The following is a 14,341-nucleotide window of genomic DNA, read 5'->3' on the forward strand; positions in this document are numbered from 1 at the left end:
CCGGTTGCGGTCGTCGGGTGCGCTCGCGTGCGGCGGTCTGCCGTCACCGGCGCAACGGCGGCGATGAACGTGCCATTACATGATCCTGAGGCCGCCGTTTGCCTCGAGCGCGATGGCCGCGAACGGCACGAGCACGATGCCGCCCAGCACGAGCACGCCGTCGGCGGCCACCGTGATCGGCGTGGCGAGGATCCGCAGGCCCATGCCGACGACGGACGGCGATTCCCTGATGTACACCGAGTACCGCTGGTTGAACGGTTGCGCGGTGCCTTTGTCCTTCTCGGCGAAACCTTCCGTCGAATAGCGCTTGCCGTCGATGTCGCCTTCGAGCACGAGGCCGGCCGGCTCGGCGATGAATCCGTCGGCGCTCGCGGCCTGCCGGGCGTCGTCCGGCGCGTCCTTCGGCAATACGATCCGGTAGTGCCCGGTGATGCTGCCGCCGCGCGCATGAAAGTCGGCAAACGTCGTATGCAGCGATTTCCGGTAGCCGGACAGCAGCACCGGCCGCAATTGCGCCGGCAGATCGAAGATGTAATGGTAGTCCGTGCCGAGGACGACCAGCTTCTTGCCGTCCTGGGTGATCATGAAGCCCGAGACGTATTCGCTGTATGCGTTGTCCTTGTACAGCTTCGGCGTGAAGCAGCCCGACAGCGCGAGGCTGCTCGCGGCCACGCCGGCGGCCAGCAGGCGCCGGCGCGTGATCGATGTTTTCATGGATTGTTGTCCCGTCTGGTGCGGTTCGGCGGCTTGCGCCCTCGGAAGCCGGATTCTCGCGTATCCGCCGCGCGTTGTCGAACGGGAAATCTGCCTGGGCAGCGCTGCCGATCCCGCCGTATCCCGTGCATGCCGGCCCGCCGGGGCCTGCCGACAACGTTTCCGTCACGCTTTCAACCGCCTCCGCCATATCTTATTATTCGGCCAGTGCGGAGGCGTGCCGGCCGCCAACGGTCATGTCGAGGCATGACGCGCCGGTATGAGTTACCGCCTTTCGGCCGGTGCGTCGCACGGCGCACGGTCGAAACGACAGGAAACGCATGGCCAGCGCGTTTCCCGAAAAAATCACGAGAGGGCGCGATGGTACGACTGGTCTTGCTGCTGCTGGGTATCGAATACTTGCGCACCCGCTGGCGCGGGCTGACCGTGCTCGGCTGGGTGTGGGTCGTCGCGGGCGTCGTGATCTTCGTCGATGCGCTCGACGGCGCGCTGCACTTTCCGATCCAGATCTTTGCGTGGCTGTTTCTGATCGAGGGGCTCGCGACGCTCGCGGTGGCCGGCAGCGGCGTCGGCGGGCAGCGCATCCTGCGCTACGTGAAGGGGATCGTGGTCGTGGTGGCAGCCGGGCTCGTGTTCGCCGGGCATCACCACGGCCATTTCCTGCTGTCGATGATCTTCGGCACGCTGTTCCTGATCGACGGGCTGCTGCAGTGCACCGCCGCGTGGATGGTGCGCTATCGCCGCTGGAACGTCGCCTTCGCATGGGGCGTCGTCGAGATCCTGCTGGCGATCTTCTTCTACCAGCCGTACCCGACCCACTACGTGGGCACCGTGCCGTACTGCCTCGGCCTGCTGCTGATGTTCGGCGGGATGCACATGCTGAGCCTCGCCGCACGCGTGCGGCGACTGACGCGCAATCCGGCGTTCGCGACGTCGCCGGCACCGGCGATCGCGCCGGACCTCGACGATGCGCGCGACCTGCCGCATTTCGCCCAATCCGAATGGGACGGCCCGCCGGCCGACGGCGAGCATGCGCTCACCGTGCACGTGTGGACGCCGACCGGCACGTCGAAGGCCGAAGCGCAGCGCTACCCCGTGATCGACCGCTATATCGCGGCGGTGGACGTCAACGGCGTGATCTCGACCGGGCACGCGGCGCTGGAGTCGCCGGAGGGCATCTATATCAGCCTGTATCCGGGCGTCGAAATCGATCGTTCTCCGGACGAATTCACGCGCATCCTGCGTGCAACCCGCGAAAACGACGTGCCGGGCCTGTTTCAGCCCGACTACGCGACCGAGTCGAAGGCGTGGTGCCCGTCGACCGTGCGCGTGCGGATCCGCAACTACGATCCGGCGAAGCTGGACGCCTTCTGGTTGTCGTACCGGCAGAACGTGACGTACAACCTCACGCACCGCAACTGCTCGAGCACCGTGTCGAACGCACTCGAAGCCGCGCTCGACGGCGCGGTGTGGCGGCTGAAGGGCGCGCGTGCCGGGTGGGGCGCGTTCGTGCGGCTGCTGCTCACGCCCGAGCTGTGGGTTGCCGCGCAGATCCGCAAGCGCGCGGTGACGATGGCGTGGACGCCCGGGCTCACGCTCGACTATGCGCGTGCGCTCAGCATGCTGGCCGACCCGCGGCCGTTCGCGTGGTGGAAGGTCGCGCGCTCGGCCGTTAAAGCGATCATGGTGTCGCGCCGAACGTGGCGCGAGCAGGACAACGCGGCGCTGTCGCCGGGCGGATCGGAGGCTGCGTCGTTGAAGTGATCGCGTGCCGCCGGATGAGGGCCCGGCGTCACAGAGGCCGCGATCGTGCGGCCCGGCGATGTTGCCCGCCACAAGAACCCACAGATACAAACAACAATGAACAAGACGAGAGCATTCCGCATCCTGATTCCCGCCGCGCTGGCGTTGACGAGCGCCGGCTTCGCGCAGGCGAGCGCGGACGAAGTGCCGCGCATGAGCAACGACGTGTACCGCACCTCGGTGTCGTTCTGCTCGAACGTCGCGGCTGCCGAGAAGATCGAGTGCCAGGGCGACATGATCGCCGCGGGCAGCCGGATCGTCGCGGCGATCGGCGGCCTGCCGCCGGCCTCCGCCACGTCGATCGACGAAGGCGCGCGCAACAAGCTGCCGGCGGCGGAGCGCAAGGGGCTCGCGCCTGTCGAGCCGGGCGCGATCGACAAGGACGACGACCTCGCCGGTCTCGCGGGCATGGTGCGCCTGTGCGACGTGTATGAATCCGAACCGGCATCGCGCGCGCGGCATCACGCGGCGTTGAAGCAGCAGGCGCCGGATGCGGCACCGCGCGTCGAGGCGTTGCTGGCCGATGCGTCGACGGCGGCGCGCCAGCGCGTCAGCATCGGCGTGTGGCAGATCCTCGCGCTCGAAGGCCCCGCATCGGCCGCGCGCGCGTGCACGCAGCTGGGCGCCGGATCGTGAGCGGCGGCGTGCCGCCGGCATCGCGGCACGCATCGACCGTGTGACGCAGCGCGGCGGCGCGTGCCCGCACCCGCGCCACGGGAAATCATTCGTCCACCTTCACATTCGTGCCATGTTGCGTCGGCAACAATCGCGGGCAGACATTCGACAATCTTGCGGCGCATCCCGCGACCGCAAGCCTTTTCCGAGGAAACGCCATGCTCAAGACGCTCGCCCGCGCCGCTGCCGCACTCGCCGTCGCTTCCGCTTCACTGCACGCCACCGCGCAGACCAGCTACGACTACCTGTTGCTCGCCGCGTCGTGGGAGCCCGGCTTCTGCGCATCGCACGACACGCCCGAATGCACGAACCTCGCCGGCACGTATGCGGCGACGAGCCTGTCGCTGCATGGCCTGTGGCCGAACAACTACGACGGCAACCAGCCGTTCTACTGCGGCGTGCCGCAGAACGATATCGACCTCGACAACGCGCACCAGTGGTGCAGCATGGACGCCTACCCGATCAGCAGCGCGACCCGCAACACGCTGTCGACGTACATGCCGGGCGTTGCGTCGTGCCTCGACAAGCACGAATGGTTCAAGCACGGCACCTGCTCGAACTCGGCGTCGCCCGATGCCTACTGGAACCAGGCGTCCGGCATGATCAGCCGGCTCGGCAATACGTCGTTCAACACGTTCCTGCAGGCGAACGCGGGTAAGACGGTCACGCGCAACCAGTTGCTGTCGGCGTTTGAAGGTGCGTTCGGCAGCAATACGCGCAGCGCGGTGTCGCTGAAGTGCACGAAGACGAATGGCGTCAGCTATTTCACCGAGGCGTGGATCGCGGTGAAGACCACTGCGGCCGCGCAGTTCCCGAGCGCCGCGTCGCTCGTGACGGACGGCAATACGCAGGGCACGTGCCCGACGTCGGGTGTGTATATCGCGAAGTAACGAGGAAGGGGCGGCGCGCGCGCCATCGCGCACGCCGTCGCCCGTTACGCCTTCGACGGGATGCCCGGCCACAGCGGCCGGGCCAGTTCCGGTACGTCGCGCTGCGGCTCGGCTCGTATGCGCATACGCGTACACGTGCGCTTACGCGAGCAGCCGCAACGCGTCCTCGAGCGACAGCACCGTCGTACGCGATTCGAAGGCGGTGGAGAACAGGTGGTCGTGCACCACAGGGTCCGGGTCGTAGCAGCAATCCTTGACCGTATACAGGCGGAAGTCCGCGTCGCTCGCGTGGGCGATCGACGACAGCATCACGCCCGTCGACGCGATGCCGACCATGATCAGCGAATCGACGCCTTGTTCAACCAGACGCGCTTGAAGATCGGTGCCGAAGAACACGCTGGCGCGATGCGCGACGATCAGCGGCTCGTCGGCTTGCCGGCCGAGCTCCGGGCATGAGCCGTCGTTGATGAAGAGGCCGAGCTGCTTGATCCCCTGACCGTTCTTGTTGCGCGGGCTGACTTCCGGATAGCCGGGGCTGAACCGGAGGTTCGCGAACCAGATGCCGATGCCGCTTGCCCGCGCGGCATCGCAGAGCCGGCGCGTATTGGCGAGCAGCCCGGGCGCGACCGTCGGAAAGAGGCCGAGGATGTCGGTCTGGTAATGCATGACGAGCAGCGCCGTGCTTGACGGCACGATGGCGGGAATCGGCGCGGATGGGTTGTCGCCGGGGTTCGTGCGGGGTGTCGTTGCGATATCCGGTGCGTTTTGCCGAGTCATGAGTGAGGGTCTCCGATAGCCCGCGGGGAATTTCAGCGTCCCCGATTTGTACCGGAAAATCAGGTCGGCTGCCGATGCGATTTTCGTAGGGGCATGTTGCCGCGTCGCGCGGCAGTTTTCGTCACAGAGACGCCACGTTTGCGCGCGGCCGCAATATACTGGCGAGCGCTTGATCGACCAACGGTCGGTCGCGGCAGGGCGATGCCGATGCCGATGCCGATGCCGATGCCGATGCCGATGCCGATGCCGATGTCGATGCCGATGCCGATGCCGATGCCGATGCCGATGCCGATGTCGATGCCGATGCCGATGTCGATGTCGATGTCGATGTCGATGCCGATGCCGATGTCGATGTCGATGTCGATGTCGATGTCGATGGTCGGCTGCAACCGTTCGCCGCTGTCGGTTCGCTGTTTTCGAGTGGATCGTGTCCGAAGCGGCAAGGCCCGGCGCGATGCCATTTCATGTCACGTTGCGCCAACACGAGCTACACGTCATGCCAGTTACCGGATTCAATCACTACAATCTGCGGGCGGATCGATCGACACTCGATGTGCTCCGCGATTTCTATGTCGACATCGTCGGCTTGCAGCAAGGGTTTCGTCCGCCGTTCAAGAGCTTCGGGTATTGGTTGTATGCGGGCACGCAGGACGTGCTGCATCTGACGGAAGCGCGGCCGGACGAGTCGCGCCCGTCGAACGTTGCCAATACGTTCGATCACGTTGCGTTTTCCTGCGCGGATGCCCGTGCAATGGAGCGTCACCTGACCGACGCCAACGTGGAATTCACACGCGAGTACGTTCCGCTCACGGGCCAGGTGCAGATTTTCTTCAACGACCCGTGCGGCAACGGCGTCGAGTTGAACTTCGCGCAAGCTGAATGAGTGCGCAGGGCGTTTGCGTTCAAGCGACGCATGCCTCATTGGGTTTGCGTCGGGGCTGATCGTTTCGGAAGACCGATCGCTTCGCCATTTTCGGCGGCGGCTCGAATCCGGAGTCGATGCGGATGGTCAGACGGCGGCATCGAAATCAATGACATCCGGCGGTCGGGTCGCGCTGCCTCGACAACGCCGGACACAATAACCAGACGCCACTTTGGCGCTCGACTTGGAGGAAGGGGATTTCATGGGAGTGGTACATATCGTTTTTGGGCCGCAAGGTGCCGGAAAGTCGACTTACGCGCGTACGCTCGCAGCCTCGTCCGGCGCGACGCGTTTCTCGATCGATGAGTGGATGGCACAGCTGTACGGGCCGGATCTTCCGGAACCGCTTCAATTGAGCTGGCTCATGGAGCGAGTGCAGCGCTGCGAGAGTCAAATCTGGCGCACTGCCGAGCAGATCGCGAAAAATGGCGGGAACGTCATTCTCGATCTCGGTTTCATGAAGGCGCGAAATCGTTCGGCGTTTGCCGATCGAGCCAGGGACGCCGGTATTGCGAGTGAACTGCACTTTGTCACCGCACCGCATGACATCCGCCGCGGCCGTGTTCTGACGAGGAATTCAGAAAAGGGCGAGACGTTTTCGTTCGAGGTTTCGCCTGCGATGTTCGACTTCATGGAAAAGGAATTCGAAGCGCCGACGTCGCTCGAACTCGCATCGGCAACCGTGTTCGATTCTCATGTTCCGGCTGCGTGATCGTGTGATCGGGTTGGCGCTTGATTGTCGGCACAGTTAGTGGGGCGGCAGGAGCTGGAGCGCTCGGCTCCTGCGCTTGAAGGCGGTGCTTGAGTTTTCGAGTGCCCGATTCACGGAAGGTCGGCAGTTCGATCGTATTGCAGAACGTTTGCGATGGTGCCGACGATCATCTCCGCTAGTGCACCAGATCACAATGAATCTGCAGGCTTTCCGTTGCGTTGCGGTGAATCTGAAACCCGTGCTGCATCAGCGCGGCCTGGATCTGCGCGAGGGCCGACGCACATCGCCGCACGCGGCGCCGCTGCCAGAAAGGTGGCGTGAATACGCCCAGCGGCAACATTCGGACGCGGCGACCGTTCAGGCTGAATGAAACGTCGATATGCGTTCCGTCGACATCGTGTCCGTTGCTGCCGAAAATATCGGCCAGTTCGTCGCGGCGGGCGGGGTAGAGCAGGCGGAACGCGCCGATTCCCAGCGCGCGAAACTGACGACGGGCAAAACCGAGGCCGGACGCTCGCGGCTCGTAGCCGCGCGTCAGGATCAGGCTGATCCCGGCGGGCAACGCGGACTGGATCGCCTGCAGTTTGCCCAAGACGCGGGCTTCCACGTGGACGTGTCGTGCTGGCCAGCGCGGCTGGATCCGTACGCCGGCGTGGATGCCGGGAGTCAGGGTCAGCAGGTTCGAATGCGTGTTCAGGCTATCCATGGGTGCGATGCGGCATAAGAGCGGGCGATTGACGGGCAATGCCCGCATTGAGCATGTCGGTACATGCCGATATCGGTTGGTTGCCGTTGCCTCGGGGCAGTCGTGCGTAGCGCCGATGCGTCGGAAAATCGACCGCCCCGAATAGGTCGTCAACCATTCCGGTGCGAACGTGCTGGCACACCGGCAATATGAACCGACGTGCGAGTACCGCTCACCGATTTCTCAATACGTCCCAAAGAGCCTGAGACTGCCGTCCTGCTCCCTCAATACCGTAATCTCTTTCCCGCGGGGTAGCTCGTAACCACCCACATGTTGATCTACGGCGGAGATACAGGTCAACCGTTCGTATGTGTCGAATTCAAATGCCCCTGCGGCACACTCAATGCCGAAAACTTTCCACGAGTGAGGTAGTTCTCCTGAAATCGAGTCTGCGACGATGCCGTCGAAAGCGAACGCCTTGACGTGGGTTCCAGCAGGGAGATCGAGTTCGTGGTCTTGAAACTCGGAGGCAAGCGTGCAGTCCACTGTGTCCAAATGCTTTTGGTAGTCGAAGGGGGCACGCTCCTTGTGGTGTGTAAATGGGCCGGGTGCACACTCGATCCCGCCGATCGATGCCGGCTTCGCAAGCGTCCCGTAAGCAACGTAACTCGTATTGTCGTCGGAACGAAACACTCCGAAGTCTCCGCTCACGTTCAGCCCCAGAAGCGGCGTGTTCGACGGGACGGTGCCGCTTTTGACCGAATGTGGTGAATACACTTCGAGGACAACCGTCGAGCCAGGCGGAAACGTCATTCCGTCAAATACCGTTGACCGTGTGACGTGGTGGGTGTACCAGGCGCTTATTGCTTGGTCATAGCTGTCAGCAATTGAACGATTGTTGAGAAGTGCGAGAGCCTGCACGAACACCAGACAGCAGAGAAAGACGACGCCGCGTCTCCAGGCCTTATGCGCGCGGACGCTACCGATCAACCCGAAGGCCGCGACGATCAGCGTAAGCGGTATGGTGACGGCAAGCGTCAACAAAAGCAGGATCGCCAAATCCGATATTCCATACAACGCCATTATCGAGTCTCCGTTTGATCAGTTTCCGCCGCGATCCACGTTGAACTGCTGTCGATACCGCCCAGGCATTGGTGTCGGACAGATGTGCCGCGAGCATTGCTTATGCGTCGGGGAGGTAAGGCGGCATGTGAAGCATTAAAGCGTGTGCCAGACCTCGGCTACGGTACGGCAGACGCGATCGACATTTTCCTCAGTCATCCCGACGTGTAGCGGCAAGGTAACAGTCTCGCGTGCGATGCGCTCGGCATTGGGGAACTGGCCTCCGGCATAACCCAGTTTCCGGCCAAGCGAAGTCGTATGAAGCGCCTCGTATGAAACGCCGGACAAGATGCCGCGGCGCTCCAGTTCGTTGCGGAACGCATGGCGGCTGAATCGCGTTGCGGAAAATGGGAACAGCACGCAGAACATGTTCCAGCTTTGCCGCGGTACCGCCCGAGGGGGCAGGACCGCCCCCGCGATTTCCGGAAATTTCTGAAAATATCGCGAAACAAGGGTCTCCCGCTTTTCCAGAAATCCTTCGAGCTGCTGTAGCTGTCGCAGGCCAATGGCCGCCGATACGTCCGACATGTTGAATTTGCCGGCGGCACTTTCCACATCCCGGGTGCCGTCAGGCAAGCGACGTATGCCGTGGAACCGGAGGGCGTCGATGCGTTTCGCTTCCTCCTCCGAATTGACGACAATCGCACCGCCTTCGATGGTCGTCATGTTCTTGTTCGGATGGAAACTGAACGTGGTCACGTCGCCAAAGCTACCGATCGGTCGTCCCTGCCAATGCGAACCCTGGACCAGCGCCGCATCTTCGACGACTCGCAAGCCGTACTTGCTGGCGAGCGCCATAAGCGCATCCATGTCCACGAGAGAGCCGGGGAAGTGCGTCGGCATGATCGCCTTGGTTCGCGCAGTGATCGCGCGCTCCACCTGTTCCAGATCGATCGCGCGCGACTCGAGATCGCAGTCGACAAATGTCGGAACCGCTCCGCATTTGACGATCATGTTCATCGTGGAGAAGAAGCTTTGGGCCGAGGTAATGACCTCGTCGCCGGGACCGACACCACAAATCTGCAATGCCAGCTCAATTGCCGCCGTCGCCGATGTGACAACGCGCGTCGGTCGTCCTCCGAAAGTCGCGGAGAGTGCGTCTTCAAAGGCTTGTGTTTTGGGGCCGCTCGTCAGATGGCGTGACCGAAGCACGTCAGCGACAGCTTCAATGGTGAGCTCATCAAGCTCCGGCTGTGCAAATTTAATGGGAGTGAGGGAATCGGTCATGAATTCGATGAGGATAATGAGCGACGCGTAAGGGCACGCGTCCGCCGTTAATATGCGATGGATTATCGCATCACGGCGTCCATTTTCCTGTCGTCGGCCCTTCAGGCCCACGGTGTAATTGTGGGTAGCAGAATCGCCACGGCGGCGACGAGACATGACGATTGGAGAATCGCTTCGGGTGATGCCTATGTCCGTTGCGGGTCGATTGCCTCCGATGGCCGAATTTCCCATCGAGCGCGCCGGCGCATGCCGATATGAATTGGCCGCTGTTGCGCCAGATGAGATGCGCTTAATTCCGACGCTTCAAAAAATCGACCTTCCCGAATAAGTCGTCCACCACTCCAGTGCCAGCGTGCCGGCACTCCGGCAATACAAACTGACAGGTAATCGCTCCGGGACAGGCTGCACGGGCAAGTGCCGTGACGCATTCGACCACCGCGTTCGGCCAGAAGCTGCCGCTGGCAGGACGAAGAAGCGGTCATATGAGTGGTGACTGTAAGCAGCCGAATTTCTCTGAGGGGATTCCTTCGATGAAAAGGCCGGGCCGCCGACATCTGCTACATAGCTTTCATTGAAAACCGATCGTCATAGGGAAAGTGATCGACGCTATCCTTGGTAACGGTAACAAAACAGCGGTTCGCGAGGAGTTCCATGCGCTCCTTCGGCGACAGTCCTTTTTCGTTGCGCGATTCTGCATGAAGTTCCAAAAGATCAACCGTGCCGTCGACATTAAAGTGGAAGGTGTCGCCCAGGTGGTAATCGCGCCTGAAAGAAGTTCGCCATGATGAGTTGTGCCCCCACCCGTGGGCGAGGTCGTGGTGCGGTCGTGTCTTTCTGCGAAAAGCCCAATAAAGAGTAGAAGCGTCAGCGACCTCTGGGCGCATGACACTGGCGTTTGCAGATAGAGTGACGCCTGCCCGCATCAAGAGAAGAGGACCGAGCATCAGGCATGGCCAGTGATATTTGGCAATTTGAGGTAATTGAGCCGCTTCGGCAGAGCAAGATAGAGCGGCGATCTCGTGATGGAAAGGCGAATATCGATCGGGACGCACGACATCCAAGCCGATGCGTTCGGAGAAGCACACAAGCTCATCCTCCGAGATGGCGGGGCCACGCCACTCAGTTCCATCGGCTCGTCCACTCTGGAAACGAAGCACCAGAAGCTCGAAAACGCGGCTAGCTGCGTAAAGCAACCAGCGTTCGTCGTCGGGTACATTCGGGATAGGCCTACCGCTTCTTAGGCGCATGGATCGGAGCCGTTCGATTTCGGCAGGATTTTCCTCTATCCAAGGAATCAGCACATCGACGAAAGCCGCCTGGCCTTGGTATGCGAGCAGCTCGTCATGAAGGGCTCGAAATGACATATAGAAATACTCGCATCAAGAGGCTCGACGTAATCAGGGCCGCGACAACTCAGAGAACATACCTGGGCGCTGCTTTGCAAGACCGATACTGGACAAAGCTGTCAGCACGGTTGCTACAAACATTGTAGCTGGGGACCGCACGGCCCTATCGCATGAGCGTGGAGGCGCTGAATGACTGCTTTTCGGTCCATTTCTGGAGGGCTGCTTCGGGTCGATTGCCGCCAAATGACGAATTCTCCGTTGAGTGCGCCGATATTCGCCTGCCGCCGTTGCACCAGATGAGGCACGCTCAACTTCGCCCCCTCAAAAAATCGACCGCCCCGAATAAGTCGTCAACCACTCCAGCGCCAGCGTCCCCGCCAACGAGTTCCCGTTCGCATCCAACCCCGGCGCCCACACACAAACGGCCATCTCCCCAGGCAGCACCGCGACGATCCCGCCGCCAACCCCGCTTTTCGCCGGCAACCCGACGCGATACACAAAATCCCCAGCCGCATCATAAGTACCGCAGGTCAGCATCAACGCCGACAGCCGCTTGGCGGAACTCGAATCGACGATCCGCTCGCCGGTCACCGGCGCGACGCCGCCGTTCGCAAGAAACAGCGCCGCGCTGGCAAGCTCGACACAGTTCATCGTGATCGCGCACTGGCGGCAATACGCATCGATCACCGTGTCGGGCGGCATCTGCATGTTGCCGAAGCTCGCCATGAAGTGCGCCATCGCGCGGTTGCGCTCCGCGTGCTGCAGCTCCGACTGCGCGACGCGCGAATCGTAGTCGATGTCGTTCGTGCCGATCATTCGCCGCACGAATTCGACGAGCGCCGTCTCGGCTTTCACGAAACGGCGGCACAGCACGTCGGTGACGACCAGCGCCCCCGCATTGATGAACGGGTTACGCGGCTTGCCGCGCTCGCTCTCGAGCTGGACAAGCGAATTGAAAGCGTTGCCGGACGGCTCGCGGCCGACCCGTTCCCACAGTGCGTCGCCCAGCAGCTGGAACGCGAGCGTGCACGCGAACAGCTTCGAGATGCTCTGGATCGAGAAGCGCTCGTGCGCATCCCCGACCGTGCAAACGTTTCCGTCGAGCGTGACGACGGCCATCCCGAACTTGTCGGCGGGCACTTTCGCGAGCTCGGGAATGTAATCGGCAACCCGCCCCTGGCCGATCCAGGGGGCGAGTTCGGTGTGGATGCGTTCGAGGATCGATTGGTAATTCATCAAGTCAGGCGGGCAGGGCATGGCCCGGATTCAGGCGAGCCCGTATGGAACCGTCCCGGCGCCGATTCGTCAAGCGCGGTCGATATCGCTCCCTTATTTTCAAGACCTCTAAACAGGCAATCGGCTGGCGCAGTATCATGCGGTACGTTTCGGCCGATGGCCGGCGTCCGGCACCGGCCGGCGCCGCCGCGGCCATCCTGATGATCCGACCGCTGCCCATGTCTTTTCGCATCCTGCTCGTCGAAGACGACACCCGCCTGTCCACGCTGATCGCCGGCTACCTGCGCAAGAACGACTATGAAGTCGACACTGTGCTGCATGGCGACGCCGCGGTGCCGGCGATCCTGTCCATTCGTCCCGATCTCGTCATTCTCGACGTGAACCTGCCGGGCAAGGACGGCTTCGAAATCTGCCGGGAGGCGCGCAAGCAGTACGACGGCGTGATCATCATGGTGACGGCCCGCGACGAGCCGTTCGACGAACTGCTCGGCCTGGAATTCGGCGCGGACGACTACGTGCACAAGCCGGTCGAGCCGCGCATCCTGCTCGCACGGATCAAGGCCCAGCTGCGCCGCGCGCCCGCGCGTGCGGCCGAGAGCACCGCGCCGCAGCCCGAGCGCTACGCGTTCGGCAAATTCTCGATCGACCGCACCGACCGCTCGGTCGTGCTTCCCGACGGCAGCACGCCCGACCTGACGTCGGCCGAATTCGACCTGCTGTGGGCGCTCGTGTGCCATGCGGGCGAAGTCGTCAGCCGCGACGACCTGATGCTGCAGTTGCGCGGCGTCGAATTCGACGGCCTCGACCGCACGATCGACGGGCGCATCTCGAAGCTGCGCCGCAAGCTGCGCGACGACGCGAGCAACCCGCAGCGGATCAAGACGATCCGCAGCAAGGGTTATCAATTCAGCAAGCACGCGTGGGAATGACGCGGCCTTCGTGCGACGCCGTCACGTCCCGCGCGGGCAATCCACCTGCCGGCCGGGAGCCGAGATGATCCGACGAACCCGTTCGCACCCCGATGCACCGCCGCTGCCGACGCTGCGCTACGTCAAATGGCGTTGGCTGCATTTCCGCCGCGCCTGGACCGATACGCGAGCCGACCGCATTCCGAGCTGGTCGCGCCTTTATGTGCGCACCTACTTGCATCTGCTCGGCCTCGTGCTGCTGACCGCGCTCGTGCCGGCGCTGGCGCTGTGCGTCGAATTGTCGCCGCAGGTCGTGTGGCATGCGTTCGACTCGCTGCCCGGCGACATCTGGATCGTGCTCGCGTTCGTGTTCGCCGCACCCGCGCTCGCGGCGTACCGGTGGATGCGTCCGGTGTGGTCGGATCTCGTGATGGTGCGCGAGCGCGCGATCGACTTCACGGGCGGGCGCTTCAACACGCGCGCGCGCGAATCGCACAGCGTGATCATCGGCCCGCTCGCACGGACGCTGAATGCGCTCGCGATGCGGATGGAAAGGTTGATCGCCGCGCAGCGCGACCTGACGAACGGCATCTCGCACGAGCTGCGCACGCCGCTCGCGCGCGTGCGTTTCGCACTCGAAATGCTGCGCGAGCCGAGTTCCGCGGCCGAATACCAGAGCGCGCTCGAGAGCATCGCGCAGGACGTGACCGAGCTCGAGGAATTGATCGACATGAGCCTGACGTTCGCGCGGCTCGAATACAGCTCGCTGCAGTCGAACCTCGAGATGACGGCCCCCGTCGCGTGGTTCGAACATCAGGTCAGCGATGCGCAGCTGCTGTATCCGGAGCGCGCGATCGAGTCGCGCATCGCGATCGCGTCGGACCTGCGGGTGAAGATGGACCGGCGGCTGATGTCGTACGCAATGCGAAACCTGTTGCGCAATGCGAGCAAGTACGCGAAGTCGCAGATCGTCGTCGGGATCTCGCTCGTGCACGGCAACATCGGGATCTTCGTCGAGGACGACGGCCCCGGCGTGCCGGAGAGCGAGCGTGAGCGGATCTTCGACGCATTCGTGCGCCTCGACCGCCGCACCGGCGGCTATGGCCTCGGCCTGTCGATCACGCGGCAGGTGCTCCATGCGCACAACGGCCGGATCGCGGTCGTCGATCCGGTCGAACTCGGCGGCGCACGCTTCGAGATCAGCTGGCCGGTCTAGCGATCCGCAACCCGGGCCCCGGGCCTCGACAGCAACCCAACACGACCCAACGACAGCCGCGCGCGCCGGATTCGAGCGCGTCGCCGGCTTTTCACGCCGTACCTTTCC

16 protein-coding genes are annotated in these 14,341 nt (G+C 63.1%); 8 read left to right on the top strand and 8 right to left on the bottom strand.

What is annotated here, in order from left to right:
* Window positions 1-75: 75 nt before the first annotated feature.
* Complete coding sequence (locus HAV18_RS26155) at window positions 76-714, bottom strand: hypothetical protein (RefSeq protein ID WP_166961831.1); 639 nt, start codon at window positions 712-714, stop codon at window positions 76-78.
* Between the two features lie 360 nt (window positions 715-1,074).
* Between HAV18_RS26155 and HAV18_RS26160 the strand changes: the two genes are divergently transcribed.
* The 3 genes from HAV18_RS26160 to HAV18_RS26170 all read left to right on the top strand — a co-directional run bounded on the left by HAV18_RS26160 (window position 1,075) and on the right by HAV18_RS26170 (window position 4,082).
* Window positions 1,075-2,478, top strand: coding sequence for an HdeD family acid-resistance protein (locus HAV18_RS26160; protein ID WP_166961833.1), 1,404 nt, complete (start codon window positions 1,075-1,077; stop codon window positions 2,476-2,478).
* Between the two features lie 96 nt (window positions 2,479-2,574).
* The gene (locus HAV18_RS26165) at window positions 2,575-3,153 is read left to right on the top strand and encodes a hypothetical protein (protein ID WP_166961836.1); all 579 of its coding nucleotides are present in this window, start codon (window positions 2,575-2,577) and stop codon (window positions 3,151-3,153) included.
* Window positions 3,154-3,350: 197 nt separating this feature from the next.
* Complete coding sequence (locus tag HAV18_RS26170) at window positions 3,351-4,082, top strand: ribonuclease T2 (RefSeq protein WP_166961839.1); 732 nt, start codon at window positions 3,351-3,353, stop codon at window positions 4,080-4,082.
* A 141-nt stretch (window positions 4,083-4,223) separates the two neighbouring features.
* Here the strand turns inward: HAV18_RS26170 and HAV18_RS26175 are convergent, their stop codons facing one another.
* Window positions 4,224-4,859: an isochorismatase family cysteine hydrolase gene (locus tag HAV18_RS26175; RefSeq protein WP_166961842.1), complete on the bottom strand. Its 636-nt coding sequence runs from the start codon at window positions 4,857-4,859 to the stop codon at window positions 4,224-4,226.
* Between the two features lie 59 nt (window positions 4,860-4,918).
* Window positions 4,919-5,248 carry a hypothetical protein gene (locus HAV18_RS39725; RefSeq protein WP_208102131.1) on the bottom strand — a complete coding sequence of 110 codons (330 nt, stop codon included), beginning with the start codon at window positions 5,246-5,248 and terminating at the stop codon, window positions 4,919-4,921.
* A gap of 107 nt (window positions 5,249-5,355) precedes the next feature.
* On the opposite strand from HAV18_RS39725, the gene HAV18_RS26185 reads away from it, so the two are divergent.
* Window positions 5,356-5,742, top strand: coding sequence for a VOC family protein (locus HAV18_RS26185; RefSeq protein WP_166962229.1), 387 nt, complete (start codon window positions 5,356-5,358; stop codon window positions 5,740-5,742).
* 241 nt (window positions 5,743-5,983) lie between these two features.
* A complete protein-coding gene (locus HAV18_RS26190; RefSeq protein WP_166961845.1) occupies window positions 5,984-6,493 on the top strand; it encodes an ATP-binding protein in 510 nt (169 codons plus the stop codon).
* 175 nt (window positions 6,494-6,668) lie between these two features.
* On the opposite strand, the gene HAV18_RS26195 is transcribed toward HAV18_RS26190, so the two are convergent.
* The 3 genes from HAV18_RS26195 to HAV18_RS26205 form a co-directional block, all read right to left on the bottom strand.
* A complete protein-coding gene (locus HAV18_RS26195; RefSeq protein WP_208102132.1) occupies window positions 6,669-7,199 on the bottom strand; it encodes a hypothetical protein in 531 nt (176 codons plus the stop codon).
* Window positions 7,200-7,421: 222 nt separating this feature from the next.
* Complete coding sequence (locus HAV18_RS26200; protein ID WP_166961848.1) at window positions 7,422-8,237, bottom strand: hypothetical protein; 816 nt, start codon at window positions 8,235-8,237, stop codon at window positions 7,422-7,424.
* A 159-nt stretch (window positions 8,238-8,396) separates the two neighbouring features.
* On the bottom strand, window positions 8,397-9,527 hold the full coding sequence (locus tag HAV18_RS26205; protein ID WP_166961851.1) for a DegT/DnrJ/EryC1/StrS aminotransferase family protein: 1,131 nt from the start codon (window positions 9,525-9,527) through the stop codon (window positions 8,397-8,399).
* A 154-nt stretch (window positions 9,528-9,681) separates the two neighbouring features.
* Between HAV18_RS26205 and HAV18_RS26210 the strand changes: the two genes are divergently transcribed.
* Window positions 9,682-9,855 carry a hypothetical protein gene (locus HAV18_RS26210; protein WP_166961854.1) on the top strand — a complete coding sequence of 58 codons (174 nt, stop codon included), beginning with the start codon at window positions 9,682-9,684 and terminating at the stop codon, window positions 9,853-9,855.
* A gap of 229 nt (window positions 9,856-10,084) precedes the next feature.
* Here the strand turns inward: HAV18_RS26210 and HAV18_RS26215 are convergent, their stop codons facing one another.
* Window positions 10,085-10,891, bottom strand: coding sequence for a hypothetical protein (locus HAV18_RS26215; protein WP_166961856.1), 807 nt, complete (start codon window positions 10,889-10,891; stop codon window positions 10,085-10,087).
* Between the two features lie 303 nt (window positions 10,892-11,194).
* Window positions 11,195-12,109 (bottom strand): glutaminase, encoded by a 915-nt coding sequence (locus HAV18_RS26220; protein WP_166961860.1) that lies wholly within the window; start codon window positions 12,107-12,109, stop codon window positions 11,195-11,197.
* A gap of 218 nt (window positions 12,110-12,327) precedes the next feature.
* Here HAV18_RS26220 and HAV18_RS26225 point away from each other — a divergent pair, with 218 nt between their 5' ends.
* A complete protein-coding gene (locus HAV18_RS26225; protein ID WP_166961862.1) occupies window positions 12,328-13,038 on the top strand; it encodes a response regulator in 711 nt (236 codons plus the stop codon).
* 64 nt (window positions 13,039-13,102) lie between these two features.
* Entirely contained in the window at window positions 13,103-14,233 is a 1,131-nt protein-coding gene (locus HAV18_RS26230; protein ID WP_166961864.1) for an ATP-binding protein, read from the top strand.
* The last annotated feature ends 108 nt before the right edge of the window (window positions 14,234-14,341 follow it).

Source organism: Burkholderia sp. D-99, from assembly GCF_011605345.1.
In the GTDB taxonomy this organism is placed as follows: domain Bacteria; phylum Pseudomonadota; class Gammaproteobacteria; order Burkholderiales; family Burkholderiaceae; genus Burkholderia.